Origin of the sequence: Sinorhizobium saheli, from assembly GCF_001651875.1 — a bacterium.
Classification (GTDB): domain Bacteria; phylum Pseudomonadota; class Alphaproteobacteria; order Rhizobiales; family Rhizobiaceae; genus Sinorhizobium; species Sinorhizobium saheli.
In genome coordinates this window covers 69,493-89,045 of record NZ_LNQB01000068.1, presented here as the reverse complement: position 1 = coordinate 89,045, position 19,553 = coordinate 69,493, and the positions used below count along the sequence as shown (strand labels likewise).

Sequence of the window (19,553 nt, the reverse complement as noted above, 5' to 3'; positions counted from 1 at the left end):
ATGACCATCGTCTTTTCGCCGATCCTCGCCTGGCCCTATCTTGCGGCGCTGGCGCTTGTCGCGGCTGCACTGGCGGCGCTCGGCATCTGGCGGCGCGTGCGCGGCGCCTGGATCCGGGCGGCGGCGCTTGCCGCCTTCTGCCTGGCGCTCGCCAATCCCGTCTTCTTCCAGGAGGAGCGGCAGCCGCTCTCGACCGTCGTCGCCGTCGTCGTCGACCGCAGCCAGAGCCAGGAGAACGGCGACCGCCGCGCCCAGACCGATTCCGCGCTTGCCGAGCTCAAGGAACGCCTTGCCCGCTTTCCGCAGATCGAGACCCGGGTGGTCGAGGCCGCGGACGGCGAGGAGAGCGAGGCCCCCTCGACAAAGCTCTTCGGTGCGCTCGCGACCGCACTCGCCGACGTGCCGCCTGCGCGTGTCGGCGGCGCCATCTTCATCACCGACGGCCAGATCCACGACGTCCCGGACGTGAACCAGAAGCTCGGCGTCGACGCGCCCATCCATGGGCTGATCACCGGCCGGCCGGACGAGTTCGACCGGCGCATCGAGATCGTCAGCGCCCCGCGCTTCGGCATTGTCGGCGAACAGCAGAAAATGACGTTCCGCGTCGTCGACGAGGGTGCGGCCCCGGGCGGCAGCGCCGAAGTGACGATCCGTCTCAACGGCAACGAGATCGCCACCGAGCACGCGGAACCGGGGACGGACGTGCCGTTCAGCTTTACCGTCCCGCGCGGCGGCAACAACATCCTCGAATTCGCCGTCAATGCCATTCCCGGCGAAGTGACGGAGGCCAACAATCGCGCCGTCCACATGCTCGACGGCATTCGCGAGAACCTGCGCGTGCTTCTCGTCTCCGGCGAGCCGCATGCCGGCGAGCGCGCCTGGCGCAATCTTTTGAAATCGGACGCCGCCGTCGATCTCGTCCACTTCACCATTCTGCGGCCGCCGGAGAAACAGGACGGCACCCCGATCAACGAACTCTCGCTCATCGCCTTTCCGACGCGCGAGCTTTTCGTCGACAAGATCAGCGAGTTCGACCTCATCATCTTCGATCGCTACCAGCACCGCGGCGTGCTGCCGATCCTCTACTACGACAACATCGCGCAATATGTGCAGAACGGCGGCGCCCTGCTGATCGCTGCGGGCCCCGAGCATGCCGGCGACGATTCGATCGCCGCGACCCCGCTTTCGGCGGTGCTGCCGGCGACCCCGACCGGCGTCATGAACGAAAAGGCCTTCTTCCCGCGGCTTTCGGAGGAGGGTAAGAAGCATCCGGTCACCCGCGGCCTCGAAGGCGCGTCGAGCGAGCCGCCCGCGTGGGGGCGCTGGTTCCGCACCGTCGATGTCGACAGGCCGCTCGGCCAGACGGTGATGGAAGCGGCCGACGGCAAGCCGCTGCTCGTCCTCAACCGCGTCGGCAAGGGGCGCGTCGCCATGCTGCTCTCCGACCAGGGCTGGCTCTGGGCGCGCGGTTTCGAGGGAGGCGGGCCGCACGTCTCGCTCTATCGCCGCACCGCCCACTGGCTGATGCAGGAGCCGGCGCTCGAGGAGGAGGCTCTGACTGCCCGCGCCCTCGGCCGGACGCTGGAGATCACCCGCCAGACGATCGAGGGGGACCCGGGCCAGGCGACTCTCACCTATCCCTCGGGCCGGACGCAGGACGTCAATCTGGCCGAGCGCGAGCCCGGCCTCTACAAGGCCGAGGTGAAGACCGACGAGATCGGCCTCTTCGAGGTATCGAACGACGAAATGACGACGCTCGTGCATGTCGGCAACGTCGACGCCCCGGAGTTCAAGGCGGCGATCTCGACCGAAGAAAAATTAAGGCCCTGGGCGGAAAAGACCAAGGGCCTCGTCCGCCGACTGGCGGACGCCGACGGCCCGGTCGACCTCCCCTCGATCCTGCCGGTTCGCGGAGCGGTGCGGGTCGCCGACGACCAGCGCCTGTCGTTGCGCATGACCGACGAGACGGTGCTGAAGGGCGTCAACTCGCTGTCGCTCTTCTCCGGCCTGTTCGGTCTCGCCGCCCTGCTCTTCCTCGTCTCCGCCACCTGGTACCGCGAAGGGCGGTAACCGGTGGCGAGGTCACGATCTCGGGCCTGCGCCGCGCAACACATTTGGCGCGGCTTGGGGCGACCAATAAACACCGCCCGCTTCAGGCCGCAGCGCCCTGGGCCTGCGGCGCAGCGGTCTCGGCCGCCGTTACATTGTCGTCCCGCCAGGCGATCACGCCTTCGAGCCGCGCGTGAACGTCGGCGGCGATCGGGACGACCAGCACGCGGGCCGGGTCGACCGGGCCCGGAAAGTCGAGCGCACCGTAGCGCACCTTCTCGAAGCCGAGCGGCTGGTAATAGGGCGGGTCGCCGACGAGGATCACCGCCTCGGAGCCCTTCCGCCGCGCCGCTTCTACGGCGATGCGCACCAGTTCCCGGCCGATGCCCTTGTTCTTATGCGACGGCCGCACCGCAAGCGGGCCAAGCAGATGTCCTTTGACGGACCCCGCCATGACCGGCGTCATCCTGACCGATGCGATCGTTTCGCCGGCGTCGGCGCAGACGAAGGAGAGCGACCGGTCATGCGGCCCCTGTTCGCGAATGCGCGCCGCCGCGCGGGCGAACCGGCCCGGGCCGAAGGCTTCTTCGTTGATGATTTCGATGGCTGCGTCGTGGGACGCGTCTTCAGTCAGATAGACGAGATCGTGCTTTTTCATGGATGTCGAGACCGGCATGCGAACGGAATTGAGATGGCTCGCCCCGAATGGGCGTTCGCAGCATCAGCGTCGTCGCAGGCTTCCCGACAGGATCATGGCTATGGTCGTTTCCCAAGGTGAAAAAGCGTTCGGATCGCCGATAGCAGAAAATCGCCGTCTGTCAAAGCGAAAACGCACTGTTCGGAATTTCGCACCTATTGGCCGCGGCTCTTTGCACTATCTATTGAGACAAGGAAGCCACGGACAGGAGATTGCGCATGGGCAGGCTGGTGGACGGCGTCTGGCAGGACGTCTGGTACGACACGCGTTCAACGAACGGCCATTTCAAGCGCAGCGAGTCGCAGTTCCGCAACTGGGTCACCGCCGATGGTTCGCCCGGCCCTACCGGCGATGGCGGCTTCAAGGCCGAGGCGGGCCGCTATCATCTTTATGTCTCGCTCGCCTGCCCCTGGGCCCACCGCACGCTGATCTTCCGCAAGCTCAAGAAGCTCGAGGAGCTGATCTCGCTCTCGGTCGTCGATCCGCTGATGCTGGCGAACGGCTGGGAATTCAACGACGAGAACGGCAATCCCGATCATCTCTTCGGCTCGCGCGCCCTCTGGCAGGTCTATGTACGCGCCGATCCCGTCTATTCCGGCCGGGCGACGGTGCCGGTTCTTTGGGACAAGCGGAAGAACACCATCGTCTCGAACGAGTCCGCCGAAATCATCCGCATGTTCAACTCGGCCTTCGACCAACTCACCGGGTCGACCGCCGACTTCTGCCCCGAACAGCTGCGGCCGGAAATCGATGCGCTCAACGCCCGCGTCTACGACGCGGTCAACAATGGCGTCTACAAGGCAGGCTTCGCGACCACCCAGGCGGCATACGAGGAGAGCGTGGCGGCGCTCTTCGCCATGCTTGACGAGCTCGACAACCGCCTTGCCTCGCGCCGATATCTCCTCGGCGACCTCATCACCGAAGCCGATTGGCGCCTGTTCACGACGCTCGTCCGCTTCGATCCGGTCTATGTCGGGCATTTCAAATGCAATCTTCGCCGCATCGCCGACTATCCGAACCTCTCCGGCTATCTGCGCGACCTCTATCAGGTGCCGGGCGTCGCCGAGACGGTGAACCTGCACCACATCAAGCAGCACTATTACCGCAGCCACACGATGATCAATCCGAACGGCATCGTGCCGGTCGGACCGGAGATCGACCTCGGCGCGCCGCATGGGCGGGACGGGCTTTGAACGGCGAGCGTCCGCGGCCTTAAGCTCCTACCAGAACGTATCCGGCGTCACCGTTCCGGCAAGTTCGGCGAGCCGGCGCCGCGTTGCGGCCGTGGTGTCCACCGGAAGCGCGTCGGGGGCGAAGAAGCCTGCCGCGACGATTTCGAGATCGGCGACCTTCGGCCGCTCCTGGCGGACGTTGTCGCAGCGGAAGAAGATGACGTGATCGCGCTTGCTGGTGCGCCGGTTGTAATAGACCTGAAAGAGCCGCGGCGGTGCCGTCAGCGCGAGATTGCCTTCCTCCCTGAGCTCGCGCACGAGCCCCTCCACCGCCGTTTCATGACGATCGAGACCGCCGCCCGGGAGGTGCCATCCGGGAAGATACGAATGCTTGACGAGGAAGACCCGCCCCTCCTCGTCGAAACAGGCGGCCCGCACCCCGAGCGTCATGCCGCGGGCGAAGGCAAGATAGACATGGGCAATCCGCGTCAGCAGGCGGAGCCGCCAGTTGAGCGCGTCCGGCGGACGGTCCTCGTCCATATCGATTCTCCTTCGGCACCGCTCCGATTACGGCGACCTTCGCGTGCCCGATCGGGGCGCGCGGCGCCGCAGGGATAATCCATCCAAGTGATTCCCCTGTCGCGGAATATGCGGTAGACGGAGTCGATGTTCAAACTTGCGCATATATCCGACGTCCATCTCGGCCCGTTGCCGGACCTCACTTTCCGCGAGCTCGCCTCCAAGCGGATCACCGGTTTCGTCAATTGGCACAGGAACAGGATACGCCATCTGTTTCCGGGCACGCTCGACTGCCTGATGAAGGACATCGAAAAGCGCAAGCCGGATCACCTCGCGATCACCGGGGACCTCGTCAACCTCGCTTCCTCCCTTGAAATCGAGGCGGTCACCGCCTGGCTCATGGCGGCAGGCGATCCCAAGGACATCTCGATCGTTCCGGGCAACCACGACGCCTATGTGCCGGGCGCCTACGAGAAGACATCGCGTGCGTGGTATCCTTTCATGCGCGGCGACGACAGTCCGGCCGGCTGGCTGAAGGATCACGGCTGCTTTCCCTATATGCGCGTGCGCGGTCCGGTAGCACTCATCGGCTGCTCGACGGCCGTCGCCACGCCGCCCTTCGCCGCCAGCGGCTACTTCGGGCCGCGGCAGGCGCGAGCGACGGTCAACCTTCTGCGCGCGGCCGGCGAGGCCGGGCTCTTCCGCATCGTCATGATCCATCACCCGCCGATCCGCGGCGCGACTTCGATGCACAAGCGCATGATCGGCATCCGCCGGTTCGCCGCCACCGTCTCCTCCGGAGGCGCCGAGCTCGTCCTGCACGGCCACACGCACCTCAACACCGTCTACTGGCTCAAGGGACATGCGGGACCGGTCCCGGTCGTCGGCATCGCGTCCGCCTCGCAGGGCCCCGGCGGCAGCAAGCCGGTCGCGGCCTACAACCTTTTCTCAGTCGACGGCGGGCCCGGAGACTGGCGGCTGACCCGGGAGCGCTTCGCGCTCACTGCCGACGCCACCGACGTCACGCTCGCCGAGACCACGCATTTCTGAAAAATTCGACTGGACCGAATAAATCGCGCACCTCAAGCGTCCTGCTGCAGGTCTCCTTAAATCCATCTCGATTTAAGGACAGCAATTCAAGCCGCTACAGCGACCATTGCGCGCCTGATAAGACGCGCGGCGCTGTAGCCGCTTTCGATGACAACCGCCGGACGCAGCGACAGGTGCACCCGGCGCCGGCGCGATTTTCACGGGAGACAGGCACGATGAACCGCAATGCGACCCTCTTCACCCTCGCGGCCCTCATGACCTCGGTCATGGGCCATGCCGCCCTGGCCGTCGGCGAAGACACCAGCGAGCCGCCGAAGAAGACCAAGACGACCACCCAATGCCGCGACGGCAAGGTCTGGGACGCCAAGTCGAACAGATGCGTCGACGCCAAGAGGAGCGATCTCGGTGACGACGTCCTGTTCGATGCCGCCCGCGAGCTCGCCTATGCCGGCCAATACGAAAATGCGATCAAGGTTCTCGGCGCGATGAAGGAGCAGAAGAGCGCGCGCGTCTTGAACTATCTCGGCTACGCCAACCGCAAGGCGGGCCGGATGGAGGTCGGCATGCAATATTATCGCCGCGCGCTTCAGGCGGACGAGAACTATATCCTCGCGCGCTCCTATATGGGCCAGGCATTGGTCGAGCAGGGCAAGATCGAGGAAGCGAAAGTCCAGCTCATCGAAATCCGCGACCGCGGCGGCGAAGACACATGGGCCTACCGGGCACTGCTGCAGTCTCTCGGGGGTGTTCGCACCTATTGACGGCAGCCTTAGACGATGGAACACGGGACAGTGGGAAAACCGGTGCCGGAACGCAAAAACCGCCTGCCGTTCCGGCTCTTCCCTTGCAGACTTCGGATCAAATGTTTCATATCATGCGCAATGCGTCCGCATGGCGAATAGACGCATGATCCGGCACGTCTCACTGGAAGAGCAATGCGCCCAGCCGCAGATACGAAGGACTTCAGACGCGATCTGGTCAGCATGCTGCCCAAGCTGCGCCGCTTCGCGATGACGCTGACGCGCAACGCCAACGACGCCGACGACCTCGTTCAGGAGGCCTGCGAGCGTGCGATCGCCCGCAGCCACCTATGGAGCGGTGAGGGCCGGCTCGAAAGCTGGATCTACGCCATGACCCGCAATCTTTGGGTCGACGAGGTCCGCAAGCGCAAGGTCCGCGGCGGTGGTGGGATGGTCGACATCTTCGAGCAGGATGAGTTGAACACGGAAGCGGCGGCCGAAAAGGCCGTCTATGCCAGCCAGGTGCAGAAGATGATCCTTTCCATGCCGGAGGGATTGGCCAGCGTCTTTCTGCTCGTCAATGTCGAGGGTTACAGCTACCGGGAAGCGGCGGAGATCCTCGGCATACCGATCGGCACCGTCATGAGCCGGCTGTCGACGGCCCGGCTCCGGCTCGCTGCCATGCTGTCAGAGAATACGGAAAGGAGGGCGTGACGTTGTTGCAGACGAAGGGTGTGGCGCTCGAAGTGCGATTGTCCGCGTATATCGACGGCGAACTCGGCGAAGCCGAGAAGACCGAGCTCGACGCACTGCTGGCGAGCGACGAGGATGCACGGGCCCTGCTCGACAAGCTGAAGGCGGGCAGTGCCTTCGGCAACGGGGCCTTCGAGGATTTCCTCCATGACCCGGTACCGCTTGCGCTGGTGCGCCAGATCAAGCAGGGATCCGGCATCAGCCCGAAGTCCGAGCGCGTCGCCACGGCCAATCTTCCGAAGCGAAGCGCCCATATCTGGCCCCGCATCGTCGCCGCCTCCACCGTCCTGCTGCTGCTTGGCGGCGTCGCCGGCTTCATTCTCGGCAGCGCCACCAACATCGCCGAGCCGACGAGGATGGCTAACGAGCGCTCCTGGCTCGACGAGATCGCCGAATACCACCATGTCTATTCGCGCCAGAGGGAGCACCTTGTCGAAGTGCCGGCAGCGCAGGGCGAAAAGATAGAAACCTGGCTCGCCTCGAGCGTCGGCGTGACCTTCCGGATCCCGACGCTCGACGGCAAGGGCCTGACCTTCGAGGGCGCGCGGCTGCTGGTCGTCGACGGCAACCCGGTCGCCCAGCTCGTCTACCGCGATCGCGAGGGCGAGATCGTCGCCATCTGCTTCCGCAAGCAGGCGGCTGCGCCGCCATCGGGCGACTTCATCGAGACCATTCGCGGCGACCTCGGCTTCGTCTCCTGGCAGAGAAACGGGGCATCCTTCGTGATCGTCGGCCCCTCGTCGAACCCCGCATTGCAGGACCTCGCCGAAACGGCGGCGGCAGCTATCTGATGTGAGATAACGGCGCGGCTTGCGGCTCATCCGCCCTGCCGGCACCTTCTCCCCGTGAAGACGGGGGCGAAGGGACGATACCGCACCGCCCCCGTCCCCTCTCCGCGCATGCGGGAGAGGGTTAGGGTGAGGGGCACAGCCTCCGTAATCCGTGCCCAGCAACCAGTCAGGGCGTTAACGGCCCATCACTTCCAGCACGCGATTGGCCGCCGACACGATCGCTTCCAGGGAGGCGGCGACGATGTTGGTGTTGATGCCGACGCCGAAGAGCGTCCCGCCCGGATACTCGACCTCCACATAGGCGATCGCGGCGGCGTTCGAGCCGTGCTGCAGCGAATGCTCGGAATAGTCCGCTACCGAGAGCTCGATGCCGAGATAGATCGACAGCGCGTTGATGAAGCCGTCGATCGGGCCGGTGCCCTTGCCTTCGATCCGCTTCGTCTCACCCCGATCGGTGATCTCGGCCGCGACGACGCGCAGACCCTTGTGCTCGCCGACCGGATAGGTGTGGTGGTCGACGAACTTGATGCGCGCGCCCGGCTGCTCGACGTAGCACTCGAGGAAGCGCTGGTGGATGCGCTTGGACGGCAATTCCTTGCCTTCCTCGTCGGTGATCCGCTGAATGTCCTCGCGGAACTCGATCTGCAGGTTGCGCGGCAGGTTGATGCCGTAGTCCTCCTGCAGGATATAGGCGATGCCGCCCTTGCCCGACTGGGAATTGATGCGGATGATCGCCTCGTAGCTGCGCCCGACGTCGCGCGGGTCGATCGGCAGGTAAGGCACCTCCCAGATGGGCTTGTTCGCCTGCTTCAAGGCCTTCATGCCCTTGTTGATCGCATCCTGATGCGATCCGGAGAAGGCGGTGTAGACAAGCTCGCCGACATAAGGATGGCGTTCCGGAATGACCATCTGGTTGGAATATTCGTAGACTTCCTTGATCCGCTCGATGTCGGAGCAGTCGAGCGTCGGATCGACACCTTGCGTGAACATGTTCAAGGCCAGCGTCACCACGTCGACATTGCCGGTGCGCTCGCCATTGCCGAAGAGCGTACCCTCGACGCGGTCGGCGCCCGCCATCAGGCCGAGTTCCGTGGCGGCAATGCCGGTGCCGCGGTCGTTGTGCGGATGCAGCGAGACGATCAGGTTCTCGCGGTTGTCGAGGCGGCGGCACATCCATTCGATCTGGTCCGCATAGACGTTCGGCGTTGCCATCTCGACCGTCGAGGGCAGATTGATGATCAGCTTGTTGTCCGGCGTCGGCCTGACGATCTCGATGACGGCGTTGCAGATCTCAAGGGCCACTTCGAGCTCGGTGCCGGTGAAGCTCTCCGGCGAGTACTGGAACCGGTAGCCACCACCGGCCTTTGCCGCCATGTCGGTGATCATCTTCGCAGCGTCCGTCGCGATCTGCTTGATGCCGGCGACATCCTTGCCGAACACGACGCGGCGCTGCAGCTCGCTGGTCGAATTGTAGAAATGGACGATCGGCCTGTGCGCGCCCTCGAGCGCCTCGAAAGTGCGCGTGATCAGTTCCGGGCGGCACTGCACCAGGACCTGCAGCGACACGTCCTCGGGGACGTTGCCCTCCTCCACGCACCAGCGGGCGAAGTCGAAGTCGGTCTGCGAGGCGGAGGGGAAGCCGATCTCGATTTCCTTGAAGCCCATGTCCAGGAGCAGATGGAACATGCGCGCCTTGCGGTCGTGGCCCATCGGATCGACGAGTGCCTGGTTGCCGTCACGCAGGTCCACCGAGCACCAGATCGGCGCTTTGGTGATCGTCTTGGAAGGCCAGGTGCGATCCGGCAGGGCGATCTGGGGATAGGGCTGATATTTCACAGCCGCCTCGGGCATGCCGACCTTGGTGGGATGCGATTTCAGGATCATGTGCAGCTTCTCTTCGTCACTGGGCGTAGCCTGCCGCATGCAATAGCCGATCACCGAGGATATTGCGATGGCTGATGCCGGCGGCGCAACGCGATTTGTCTCAAGCTTTTCTGGATTTCGAGGAGCTCATGCCGGCAGGCTTTTCGGCCGCCGGGCGCTCCTCAGCGAACCCGGCAACCGCGAGTAAGGCCGAGAAGAAGAAGCGAGGCGAAGGCGCGCGCAGGAGCACGGTTGCCACCGTGTCCGGAAAAGATCGCTGCGATCTTGTATGCGTTCGCCTTGGTCATGGGCAGAGCCTATACACGGCTTGACGCCGCAGGGCAAGGGAGCTGATGCATGTGACGCGCGGCCGGAATTCGCCCCTCATCCGCCTGCCGGCACCTTCTCCCCGCGAGGCGGGGCGAAGGGACTCGCGGCAACCGCTTCGCTCCAGGTCCCCTCTCCCCGCATGCGGGGAGAGGGTTAGGGTGAGGGGCAAACCCGAGGGAGAACAAGCGCTCAGTGGACCAAGCGTGAGTCCGCCCGATATCAAATCTCGGCGATCGACGTGATGATCCGCGAGACGAGCCCATAGGCCTTGGCCTCTTCGGCGCCGAGCCAGTAGTCGCGATCGGTATCCTTGGCGATCTTCTCGACCGGTTGGCCGGTCGCTTCCGAAAAGATCCGGTTGAGCCGCTCGTTCATCTTGAGGATTTCGCGAGCCTGGATCTCGATGTCGGAGGCCATGCCGCGGGTTCCGCCGGAGGGTTGATGCAGCAGGAAGCGGGTGTTCGGCAGGCACAGGCGCCGCTCCTTCGGAGCCCCGACATAGATGAGCGCGCCGGCGGAGGCCACCCAGCCGGTACCGATGGTCCAGACCTTCGGCTTCACGAACTTGATCATGTCGTGAATGCTGTCGCCCGATTCGACATGACCGCCCGGCGAGTTCACGAAGATGCGGATATCCTCGTCGCTTGCCGCGGAAAGTGCCATGAGCTGCGAGCAGACCTTCTGCGCCAGCTCCTGGGTGATCGTTCCGTAGATGAAAATCGAACGCGACTTGAAAAGGTTCGCCTCCGTTTCCTTGCCCAAGGGCAGTTCGGTCTTTTTCTCTTCCTGTTCGTCGTCGTTCCGCATTCTCCGGACTCCTCGTCAAATGTCTTCAAAGTCAGATAATGCGACTCGACGGCGAAAACAATGCAAAGGGACGGGCGAAGGCCGGTTCCACGGCCGGCGCTGCCGCCATGGTAAACGGGGGACCGCCAAATGCCGTATGGACAGCGGGTAAAACCCCAATAAGATCAGCGGCTCGTCGAAGACGGCAAGCGTGCCATGCCTCTCCGGCCGTTTCGAAATCGGGCAGGCCGCCTCCCGGACCTGCCGACCAGTGGGGACCAGAATGAAGAAACAGATTCTTATCGCCGTCACGGCGCTCGGCACGTCCGCCGCGCCCGCCCTCGCCCATGTTGATCCCGTCGCGCACGGCTCGTTGATGGCGGGCCTTTCCCATCCGTTCTTCGGCGCCGACCACGTCCTGGCGATGATTGCGGTCGGGCTCTGGGCGGCTCAGATCGGTCGGCGGGCGCTGTGGAGCGTGCCGGCCGCCTTTGTCGCAACGATGGCGCTCGGCTTCGGCCTTGCCGTCGGCGGCGTCATGCTGCCCTTCGTGGAGCCGGCGATCCTCGCTTCCGTGGTGGCCCTCGGCCTCCTCGTCGCCATGGCCGTGCGGCTCGACGCGGCTGCAGCCGCGGCGGTCGTGGCGGTCTTCGCGCTCTTTCACGGTCACGCCCATGGCGGCGAACTCGGCACAGCCGGTGCCTGGCCATTCGCGGCAGGCTTCATCATCGCGACCGTCCTTCTGCACATCGCCGGCATCGGCATTGGCCTCGGCGTCGCGAGGCTTTCGCACAAGGGCACCCTCGCCCGGCTTCTCGGCGGCATCACCGCCGTAATCGGCGCGGCCTTGCTCATTGGCTGATGTCGCCGAACCGCGAGCCAAGGGGCTGGTTCCACCGGCCCTTTTCGGAAGGAAAGCCGGAATGGTGACCATCCGTCCCGCCCAGGCGGACGAAACCGACGTCCTGGCGCAGATCGGCCTCGCGGCGTGGCGCAAGGGGATAGAGCCTCTGGTGACGGCGCAGGTCGCGGCGAGGATCGACCAGACCAATCCGTTCCTGCCATTCCTGCGGGAGTTGGGTGCGCGCGTTCTGGTCGCCGAAATAGACGGGAAGCCCGCCGGCATCGGCGCCTGCGAGCACGCCGACGACACCATCAGCGACATCTGGGTGGCCCCGGCCTTCGAAGGGCGGGGCGCCGGATCGGCACTCATTGCGGCGCTGGAAACGCAAATCGCCCATCGGGGATACAGGGACGCCCGCATTCACGTGGCCGCCGCGAACGAACGGGCGCTCCGGCTTTACCAGCATCTCGGCTACCGGGTGCTCTGGAAGAAGGTCGCCTTCGATCCCATACTCGAAACCGACCTCGAAAAGATCGGCCTGTCCAAAGCACTCGTTCATGCCCCGGTCCGCGGATCCAGTGGCAGGTAGAGATCACGAGATCGTCCGGCTCCGCCGCCAGGCGCGCCGGCAATTGGAGAAGGTGGCCGAGATGAGGGGCGAAATTTCCACAGGCCTACTCGCCAGGCGGCCGCCAATCGGGCGGCGCCATTTCGAAGGCGGAGAAGTCGAAACCGGGCGCGACCGTGCAGCCGACGAGCGTCCAGTCGCCGAGCGAGGTGGCGGACTGCCACCAGTCGGCCGGCACGACCTGCTGCGGCCGTTCGCCGTCCGCAAGGTTCGGGCCGAGCCGCACCTTTGAGGCGGGCCCCTCCGGTCCGGCGATGCTGAGCTCGAGCGGCGCGCCGGCGTAATAGTGCCAGAGCTCGGCAGCGTCGCGGACGCGATGCCAGTGCGAGCGCTCGCCTTTCTCGAGCAGATAGTAGATCGCGGTCGAATGGCCGCGCGGGGGCCCGCCGGGATCGCGGAACGTCTCGGCGTACCAGCCGCCTTCCGGATGCCGGGCAAGCCCGAGCGTCGCGATAATCGTCTCCGCCGTCATTTCCCGCGATGCCATCAGAAATTGTCCTTGCGCTTGCGGATCTCCGCGAAGACGGCGGCATCGCTCGCCTTCTCCATGCCGAGATGGGCGCGGATCTTCGGATCGCCGGCGCGCAGGAACGGGTTCGTCCGCTTTTCGAGGCCGATCGTCGTCGGCGCGGTGTAGCCGCCGTCCGATCGGGTTTCCTCGATCTCCCTCGCGCGGTCCTTGAGCGCCTTGTTTTCCGGATCGATGGTGACGGCGAAATGGGCGTTGGAGAGCGTGTATTCGTGACCGAAATAGACGGCGGTATCATCCGGCAGCGCCATCAGCTTGCCCAGCGATTGCCACATCGTCTCGGCGTTTCCCTCGAAGAGCCGGCCGCAGCCGAGCGCAAACAGGGTGTCGGCAGCGAAGAGCAGCTTGTCCTCGGGGAAATGGAAGCAGACGTGGCCGGCCGTGTGCCCCGGCGTTTCGATGACTTCGACGGCATGGCCGGCGAAATCGAAACGGTCGCCCTGGCCGACCGTCTTGTCGATGCCCGGAATCTTCGCCGCCTCGTTCTTCGGACCGATGATTGTCACGCCGAAACGTTCCTTGAGGCTTACATTCGCCGCCACGTGGTCGCCGTGATGATGCGTCGTCAGGATATGGGTCAGTTGCCAGCCTCGCCGTTCGAGCGCTTCGAGGATCGGCTGTTCCTCCGGCGCGTCGATCGAGGCCGTGGCGCCGCTCGAAGGGTTGTGGAGAAGCACGCCGAAATTGTCCGTGCGGCAGAGGAAAAGGTCGAGTTCGAGCGCGGCCATGGCTTGGTCCTCCGATCGGGTATGGGCGAGTGCGACAGCGCCGCCTTGACGCGTCCGGCGCGGCGCGGCGCTGTAGCCGAATGTAGCGAGGCTCGCCTTGAAGTCTACCGCTTCGAAGCTAACATGTTGCCCATGCACACGGATATTGTCGATCTCCGCCAATTCTATCATTCCGAACTCGGCCGAATGGCGGAACAGGCGGTCAGCATGGCGCTTGCCTCCGTCTGGGCGCGTCTGCCGGAGGAGCGGCTGGTCGGGCTCGGCTATGCCGTTCCCTATCTCGAGCGTTTCCGCGCCGACACGGAGCGGACATTCGCCTTCATGCCGGCGGGACAGGGGGCGGTGAACTGGCCGGTGGCGGAACTCTCGTCCACGGCGCTGGTTTTCGACGAGGAATTGCCGCTGCCGGATGCCTCGATCGACCGGGTGCTGATGGTTCACTCGCTCGAATTCGCCGAAAGCCCGCGCGAGACGATGAAGGAGATCTGGCGGGTGCTCGCCCCCGGCGGGCGCCTCATCATCGTGGTGCCGAACCGCCGCGGCGTCTGGGCCCGCATGGAGCACACCCCGTTCGGCTCGGGGCGGCCCTATTCGCGCGGGCAACTGACGGCGCTCCTGCGCGAGACGAACTTCACGCCCGGCGCCACCTCCGAGGCCCTGTTCTTCCCGCCGTCGAAACGCAAGCTGATCCTTCGCATGCGCCACAGTCTGGAGCGCTTCGGCCGGTGGCTTTGGCCGGTGTTTTCCGGGGTCATCATCGTAGAGGCGCAGAAGCGCCTCTATCAGGGCCTGCCGGTCGCCGCACGCGCCTCGCGCCGCGTCTTCGTTCCGGTGCTGGCGCCGCACGGCGTGCCGAGCACGCGAGGTCGAGCGGAGCCGTAGGCGGTTTTCATTCTGGATTGCTCCTCATCCACCTGCCGGCACCTTCTCCCCGCAGGCGGGGCGAAGGGACTCGCGGCGATGCTCTGCCCCAGGGCTTGCGGCAGCATCCTGCGCATGCGCTGAGATTTGAGCGAGCGGCCGCTGCTTGTCCCTTCTCCCCGTCAGAACGGGGAGAAGGTGCCGGCAGGCGGATGAGGGGCGAATCAGCTACCCGAACTCTTCTAATTCGCGGCATCGCGGCCACAACGTCGCACTCGACAAAAATCACTGGCCCCGGTATTGGCTGGACCGCATTCTTTCCGTGAAAGCCGATCCGATGGACCTTGCCTTGAAGAGCCCTGAGCCGCGTCCCGGCATCCTGGATATCGCCGCCTATGTGCCCGGCAAGGAACATGCGCCGGGCGTGGCCAGGGTTCACAAGCTGTCGTCGAACGAGACGCCGCTTGGTGCGAGCCCGCGCGCGATCGAGGCCTTCCAGGCCGCGGCCTTCGCTCTCGAGCGCTATCCGGACGGGCAGCAGCATGCGCTGAAGGATGCGATCGCGGCGGTTCACGGCCTCAACCCCGCAAACATCCTTTGCGGCAACGGCTCGGACGAATTGCTCGGCCTCCTCTGCCACACCTATCTCGGCCCCGGCGACGAGGGGATCGTCACCGAGCACGGATTCCTCGTCTACAAGATCCAGATCACCGCGGCCGGCGGCACGCCGGTGGCGGTCCGGGAGAAGGATCAGCGGGTCGATGTCGATGCGATTCTCGCGGCCGTGACGGAGCGGACGAAGATCGTCTTCATCGCCAATCCGGCGAACCCGACGGGCACCTATATTCCGGTCGACGAAGTGCGGCGGCTGCACGCGGGACTGCCGGCACATGTGCTGCTGGTGCTCGATGCCGCCTATGCGGAATATGTCCGGCGCAACGACTACGAGGCCGGCCTGGAGCTCGTTTCGACCAACCGCAACGTGGTGATGACGCGGACCTTCTCGAAAATCTACGGTCTTGCGGGCCTGCGCATCGGCTGGATGTATGCGCCGCGCCATGTGGTGGCGGCGGTCGATCGCGTGCGCGGACCATTCAACCTCAACGCGCCGGCGATCGCGGCCGGTGCTGCGGCGGTCCGCGACCAGGCCTTCGTCGCCGCTGCCGTCGATCACAACCAGACTTGGCTCGCGCGCGTCAGCGAGGCCTTGACGGCAATTGGTCTTCGCGTCACCCCGTCGGTGACCAACTTCGCGCTGATCCACTTCCCGGACGAAGCGGACAGGTCGGCCGAGGCGGCGGATGCGTTCCTGACGAGCCGGGGCTTCATCCTGCGCGCCGTCGGCGCCTACGGCTTTCCCAATGCGCTGCGGATGACCATCGGCTCTGAAGAAGCGAACGAAGGCGTGATCGCGGCGCTCAGCGAATTCATGGGACGGAAATGATGGCTCAGCAGTTCGACACCATCGCCCTCATCGGCATCGGCCTGATCGGATCGTCGATCGCCCGGGAAATCCGCGAGAAGCAGCTTGCCGCCACGATCGTCGTGACGACGCGCAGCGAAGCAACGTTGAAGCGCGCCGGCGAGCTTGGCCTCGGCGACCGCTATACGCTCTCGACGGCCGAGGCGGTGAAGGACGCGGACCTCGTCATCGTGTCGGTGCCGGTCGGCGCCTCGGGCGCCGTCGCGACCGAGATCGCCGCGCACCTGAAGCCCGGGGCGATCGTGACCGATGTCGGCTCGACAAAGGGCTCGGTCATCGCGCAGATGATGCCGCATCTGCCGAAAACCGTGCATTTCATCCCCGGCCATCCGATCGCCGGTACCGAGCACTCCGGTCCGGATGCCGGTTTCGTCGGGCTGTTCCGCGGGCGCTGGTGCATCCTGACCCCGCCGCCAGGGACGGACGAGGAGGCGGTCGCGAGACTCAGGCTCTTCTGGGAAACGCTCGGCTCGATGGTCGACGAGATGGATCCGGAGCATCACGACAAGGTGCTGGCGATCGTTTCGCACCTTCCGCACATCATCGCCTACAACATCGTCGGCACGGCCGACGATCTCGAAACCGTGACCGAGTCCGAGGTGATCAAGTATTCCGCCTCAGGTTTCCGCGACTTCACCCGCCTTGCCGCCTCCGATCCGATCATGTGGCGCGACGTCTGCCTGCACAACAAGGAGGCGATCCTCGAAATGCTCGCGCGCTTCTCGGAGGACCTCGCCTCGCTGCAGCGGGCGATCCGCTGGGGCGACGGCGACAAGCTGTTCGATCTTTTCACCCGCACGCGCGCGATCCGCCGGTCGATCATCCAGGCGGGCCAGGACACGGCAATGCCGGACTTCGGCCGGCATGCCATGGACCAGAAATAGCCTTCCCTTGTCAGAGCGCGGGCAGCACGCCGATCGGAACGAAGGCGAGGAAGGCGGTGCCGTCGCGCACATTGAGCTTGACGATCGCTTCGTTCCTGCCGCCTGAAAGCGCCTTCAGCATGTTGGCGATGTTGTCGAGAAGCTCGGCCTCACCGGGTATTATCTTCACGAGGCTTTCCCGCCAGCTATCGATATTCGCGATCACCAGTGAAAATTCGCCGGAGATCAGCCCCTGGTCATCGACCGAGAAGGGGCCGGAGAGTTTGGCGCTCATTCCCGAACCTGCATCGAGCGTCAGCTGGCGCAGTTCGCCGCTTGTGGCGCGCAGCATGTGCGGCGAGAAGGAGGCGGCCTGAAGCCATTCGGCCTTGCCGGCGACCGTCAGCTCCATGGTGACGTCGGCCGGCGGGGCGAGGCTCGGTCCCTCGCCCGGGCGCAGGTCGAGCTTGTCGATGCTGAGCGCCGCGTCGAGGTCGCCGCCGTTCTGGCGCAGGTGGATTTCGCCATGGCTTGCGCCGAAGCCCAGGCCCTTCCCCGTCAGCGGCGAGCGTGCGGTGCCGGTCAGGTTGTCATAGGCGAGCGAGGTGCGGTCGACGCCGGAGAGCGTCGCCGCAAGGCTCGCGTGGAGGAGCGTCCAGTCGGCCGAGATCGTGGCGCCCGGCGAGACGCGGATTTCGGCCGGGCCGTCGAGTTCGATCACGGCGCGTCCGGGCTGGTAGACCTGGGCGGCCGATCGCAGGGCGCCGAAGGATGCGGAGGCGCCGTGGCGGGTATCGTCGAGGCGCACCTTGTCACAGAAAAGGCCGATGCGGAACGGAAATCCCCGCACCTCCATCTCCGCGCATTCGCCACCGAAACCGCTCGCCTGCCTTTCCGTGAGATAGGCCGTGAGGCGCTTCTCGACCTGGTCCGCGGCGACGAACCAGCCGGCGGAGTAAAGGCCGCTCACGAGCGCGATGCCCGCGGCCAGCCATAAAATCTTCCTGCTGACGGACGATCGGTTGGCGACTGCGGTTGCCGTCATGATATCGGATACTCCATATGATGCGGTGGGAACGGCCTTTCGGGCGACCGGTTCCCATCCGGCGAACTTGAGGCTGCATGTCGCTGCAGCACTTTGAATTGCCGCATGTCTTTGTCCTTGAATCGAGGTCGATTTATGGAGAGATGCGGTAGAAAATTCGAATGCCGCAACGGCGCCGATCGCTGATTCGGCGGTCGGCGGCACGGGGTGATTGGTAGCGGATATGGACGAATTTTGGGTCTTTGGCTACGGCTCGCTGATGTGGAATCCGGGCTTTCGCTTCGAAGAGAAGCGGACGGCGCGCGCCTTCGGCTATCGCCGTTCGCTTTGCGTGCATTCCTGGGTGCACCGGGGAACGGAGCACCGGCCGGGCCTCGTGCTCGGCCTCGACTACGGCGGCTCCTGCATCGGCACGGCTTTCCGGGTGGCATCCTCGGAAAAGGCGGACGTGATCGACTACCTGCGCGAACGCGAACTGGTGACGCGTGTCTACAAGGAACGCACGATGCCCGTGCAGCTTGCCGACGGACGGCGCGTGCCGGCGCTCGCCTATGTCACCGACCGCAGTCACGCTCAATATGCCGGCGCGCTGACCGCCGCGCAGGCGGCGGCAACGGTCGCGGGTGCGGTCGGCAAGTCCGGCCCCAATCGCGAATATGTCCTCAACACGCTCGCGCATCTCAAGGAAATGGGCATCCGCGACCACTGGCTCGAGGAGGTCGCGGCGATGTTGGAGGCGGGCGGCGGCATGTCGGCCCGGGCTTAACCCCGATTTCGGGCGGAAAGCTGCGCCGTCCTCATTCCGCCCCGAGTTCGCGCAGGCGCTGCTCCGCCGTGGGCGGCAACGGCAGATGCGGATTGGCCTTCACGGTTTCGACCAGGAGATCGTCGCTGGCGGCCTCCGTCACCTCCACCAGCTTCGCCAGAAAGGCATCCGGGTCCATGCCGGCCTCGATCGGCGGCAGGATGCGCACCTTGAAATGGCCGGGGAAGCGCAGAAACTTGCGCCGCGGCCAGAACAGGCCCGGATGCATGGCGACGGGGACGACCGGGACCTGCAGGTCGCGGTAAAGCCGGGCGATGCCGTATTTGTACTCCGGCGGCGCGCCCGGCGGGCGGCGCGTGCCCTCGGGATAGATGATCAGCTGGCGACCGCTCGCCATCTCGCGCTTGGTGCGATCCATGACCGCTGTCATGGCCTTGCCGCGCGCGGCGCGGTTGACCGGCACCATGCGCTGCTTGAGGACGTACCAGCCGAAGAGCGGAATCCAGGTCAGCTCCCGCTTGAGGATGTAGAAGGGATCGTCGAGCCAGGGCAGAAGCGCATAGGCGTCCCAGAAGGACTGATGCTTCGGCGCGAAGATAAAGGAGCCCTTCGGAATGTTCTCCAGGCCCTCGATCTCGAAGGTCGTGCCGACGATCTTCGCCATCAGCCAGTGATTGCTGCGCACCCAGTTCTTCGGCACGAACCAGGCGGCCTTTCGCGGCAGCAGGAAATAGACCGGCGTCAGCACGATCATCTGGACGATCAGATTCGCATAGAAGACCAGATTGAACAGGATCGAACGCAGGATGATCATCAGGCGGGCTCTCGGTGGAGTGTGAAACTTCGGCCAGGCGGCCGATCGCCCCGCTGCCTACACGAATATGCGATTGAGGAAAACCGTTTCGCGCGGGTGTCGTTCAAGCGCGGGATGCCGTTCAGGAGGTGTAGCGAGATTCCCGCTCATCCGGCCTGCCGGCCACCTTCTCCCCGCAGGCGGTCCGCGGCGGGCGAAGGGACTCGCGGCGCCGCCTCAGTCCCTCTCCCCGTCGGAACGAC

20 protein-coding genes are annotated in these 19,553 nt (G+C 65.2%); 12 read left to right on the top strand and 8 right to left on the bottom strand.

Features of this window, described 5'->3' with window-relative positions; genetic code table 11:
• Window positions 1-2,070 carry a hypothetical protein gene (locus ATB98_RS09745; protein WP_066872640.1) on the top strand — a complete coding sequence of 690 codons (2,070 nt, stop codon included), beginning with the start codon at window positions 1-3 and terminating at the stop codon, window positions 2,068-2,070.
• 82 nt (window positions 2,071-2,152) lie between these two features.
• On the opposite strand, the gene ATB98_RS09740 is transcribed toward ATB98_RS09745, so the two are convergent.
• Complete coding sequence (locus tag ATB98_RS09740) at window positions 2,153-2,707, bottom strand: GNAT family N-acetyltransferase (RefSeq protein WP_066872795.1); 555 nt, start codon at window positions 2,705-2,707, stop codon at window positions 2,153-2,155.
• A gap of 257 nt (window positions 2,708-2,964) precedes the next feature.
• On the opposite strand from ATB98_RS09740, the gene ATB98_RS09735 reads away from it, so the two are divergent.
• Window positions 2,965-3,939 carry a glutathione S-transferase family protein gene (locus tag ATB98_RS09735; protein WP_066872637.1) on the top strand — a complete coding sequence of 325 codons (975 nt, stop codon included), beginning with the start codon at window positions 2,965-2,967 and terminating at the stop codon, window positions 3,937-3,939.
• A gap of 27 nt (window positions 3,940-3,966) precedes the next feature.
• On the opposite strand, the gene ATB98_RS09730 is transcribed toward ATB98_RS09735, so the two are convergent.
• Complete coding sequence (locus ATB98_RS09730; RefSeq protein WP_066872635.1) at window positions 3,967-4,458, bottom strand: NUDIX domain-containing protein; 492 nt, start codon at window positions 4,456-4,458, stop codon at window positions 3,967-3,969.
• Between the two features lie 126 nt (window positions 4,459-4,584).
• Between ATB98_RS09730 and ATB98_RS09725 the strand changes: the two genes are divergently transcribed.
• From ATB98_RS09725 to ATB98_RS09710, 4 genes are all read left to right on the top strand, one after another.
• Window positions 4,585-5,487 (top strand): metallophosphoesterase family protein, encoded by a 903-nt coding sequence (locus ATB98_RS09725; protein WP_066872630.1) that lies wholly within the window; start codon window positions 4,585-4,587, stop codon window positions 5,485-5,487.
• Between the two features lie 215 nt (window positions 5,488-5,702).
• A complete protein-coding gene (locus ATB98_RS09720) occupies window positions 5,703-6,248 on the top strand; it encodes a tetratricopeptide repeat protein (RefSeq protein WP_066872627.1) in 546 nt (181 codons plus the stop codon).
• A gap of 174 nt (window positions 6,249-6,422) precedes the next feature.
• Complete coding sequence (locus ATB98_RS09715; RefSeq protein WP_066872624.1) at window positions 6,423-6,941, top strand: RNA polymerase sigma factor; 519 nt, start codon at window positions 6,423-6,425, stop codon at window positions 6,939-6,941.
• A 2-nt stretch (window positions 6,942-6,943) separates the two neighbouring features.
• Window positions 6,944-7,771 (top strand): anti-sigma factor family protein, encoded by an 828-nt coding sequence (locus ATB98_RS09710; protein ID WP_066872621.1) that lies wholly within the window; start codon window positions 6,944-6,946, stop codon window positions 7,769-7,771.
• A 174-nt stretch (window positions 7,772-7,945) separates the two neighbouring features.
• Here ATB98_RS09710 and leuA read toward each other — a convergent pair whose 3' ends face one another.
• Complete coding sequence (gene leuA, locus ATB98_RS09705) at window positions 7,946-9,655, bottom strand: 2-isopropylmalate synthase (RefSeq protein WP_066872618.1); 1,710 nt, start codon at window positions 9,653-9,655, stop codon at window positions 7,946-7,948.
• Between the two features lie 528 nt (window positions 9,656-10,183).
• The gene (locus ATB98_RS09700) at window positions 10,184-10,771 is read right to left on the bottom strand and encodes an ATP-dependent Clp protease proteolytic subunit (protein WP_066872615.1); all 588 of its coding nucleotides are present in this window, start codon (window positions 10,769-10,771) and stop codon (window positions 10,184-10,186) included.
• 262 nt (window positions 10,772-11,033) lie between these two features.
• Here ATB98_RS09700 and ATB98_RS09695 point away from each other — a divergent pair, with 262 nt between their 5' ends.
• Together ATB98_RS09695 and ATB98_RS09690 are read left to right on the top strand one after the other, a co-directional pair.
• Window positions 11,034-11,612, top strand: a complete 579-nt coding sequence (locus ATB98_RS09695; RefSeq protein WP_066872612.1) for a HupE/UreJ family protein — start codon at window positions 11,034-11,036, stop codon at window positions 11,610-11,612.
• A 61-nt stretch (window positions 11,613-11,673) separates the two neighbouring features.
• Window positions 11,674-12,183: a GNAT family N-acetyltransferase gene (locus ATB98_RS09690; RefSeq protein ID WP_066872609.1), complete on the top strand. Its 510-nt coding sequence runs from the start codon at window positions 11,674-11,676 to the stop codon at window positions 12,181-12,183.
• A gap of 85 nt (window positions 12,184-12,268) precedes the next feature.
• Here ATB98_RS09690 and ATB98_RS09685 read toward each other — a convergent pair whose 3' ends face one another.
• Together ATB98_RS09685 and gloB are read right to left on the bottom strand one after the other, a co-directional pair.
• Window positions 12,269-12,709, bottom strand: coding sequence for a cupin domain-containing protein (locus tag ATB98_RS09685; RefSeq protein WP_066872606.1), 441 nt, complete (start codon window positions 12,707-12,709; stop codon window positions 12,269-12,271).
• Window positions 12,709-13,479, bottom strand: a complete 771-nt coding sequence (gene gloB / locus ATB98_RS09680) for a hydroxyacylglutathione hydrolase (RefSeq protein WP_066872603.1) — start codon at window positions 13,477-13,479, stop codon at window positions 12,709-12,711. Before gloB ends, ATB98_RS09685 begins: the two co-directional genes overlap by 1 nt.
• 123 nt (window positions 13,480-13,602) lie before the next feature.
• Here gloB and ATB98_RS09675 point away from each other — a divergent pair, with 123 nt between their 5' ends.
• The 3 genes from ATB98_RS09675 to ATB98_RS09665 all read left to right on the top strand — a co-directional run bounded on the left by ATB98_RS09675 (window position 13,603) and on the right by ATB98_RS09665 (window position 16,707).
• Window positions 13,603-14,361, top strand: a complete 759-nt coding sequence (locus ATB98_RS09675; RefSeq protein WP_066872600.1) for a class I SAM-dependent methyltransferase — start codon at window positions 13,603-13,605, stop codon at window positions 14,359-14,361.
• 316 nt (window positions 14,362-14,677) lie between these two features.
• On the top strand, window positions 14,678-15,784 hold the full coding sequence (gene hisC / locus ATB98_RS09670; RefSeq protein ID WP_066872597.1) for a histidinol-phosphate transaminase: 1,107 nt from the start codon (window positions 14,678-14,680) through the stop codon (window positions 15,782-15,784).
• Window positions 15,781-16,707, top strand: a complete 927-nt coding sequence (locus ATB98_RS09665) for a prephenate/arogenate dehydrogenase family protein (protein WP_066872595.1) — start codon at window positions 15,781-15,783, stop codon at window positions 16,705-16,707. The genes hisC and ATB98_RS09665 overlap by 4 nt, the downstream gene beginning before the upstream one ends.
• Window positions 16,708-16,717: 10 nt before the next feature.
• Here the strand turns inward: ATB98_RS09665 and ATB98_RS09660 are convergent, their stop codons facing one another.
• Window positions 16,718-17,731 carry a DUF2125 domain-containing protein gene (locus ATB98_RS09660; protein WP_066872592.1) on the bottom strand — a complete coding sequence of 338 codons (1,014 nt, stop codon included), beginning with the start codon at window positions 17,729-17,731 and terminating at the stop codon, window positions 16,718-16,720.
• 211 nt (window positions 17,732-17,942) lie between these two features.
• Between ATB98_RS09660 and ATB98_RS09655 the strand changes: the two genes are divergently transcribed.
• The gene (locus tag ATB98_RS09655; protein ID WP_153435603.1) at window positions 17,943-18,497 is read left to right on the top strand and encodes a gamma-glutamylcyclotransferase; all 555 of its coding nucleotides are present in this window, start codon (window positions 17,943-17,945) and stop codon (window positions 18,495-18,497) included.
• 31 nt (window positions 18,498-18,528) lie between these two features.
• On the opposite strand, the gene ATB98_RS09650 is transcribed toward ATB98_RS09655, so the two are convergent.
• Window positions 18,529-19,311, bottom strand: a complete 783-nt coding sequence (locus ATB98_RS09650) for a lysophospholipid acyltransferase family protein (RefSeq protein ID WP_066872586.1) — start codon at window positions 19,309-19,311, stop codon at window positions 18,529-18,531.
• Between the last annotated feature and the right edge of the window lie 242 nt (window positions 19,312-19,553).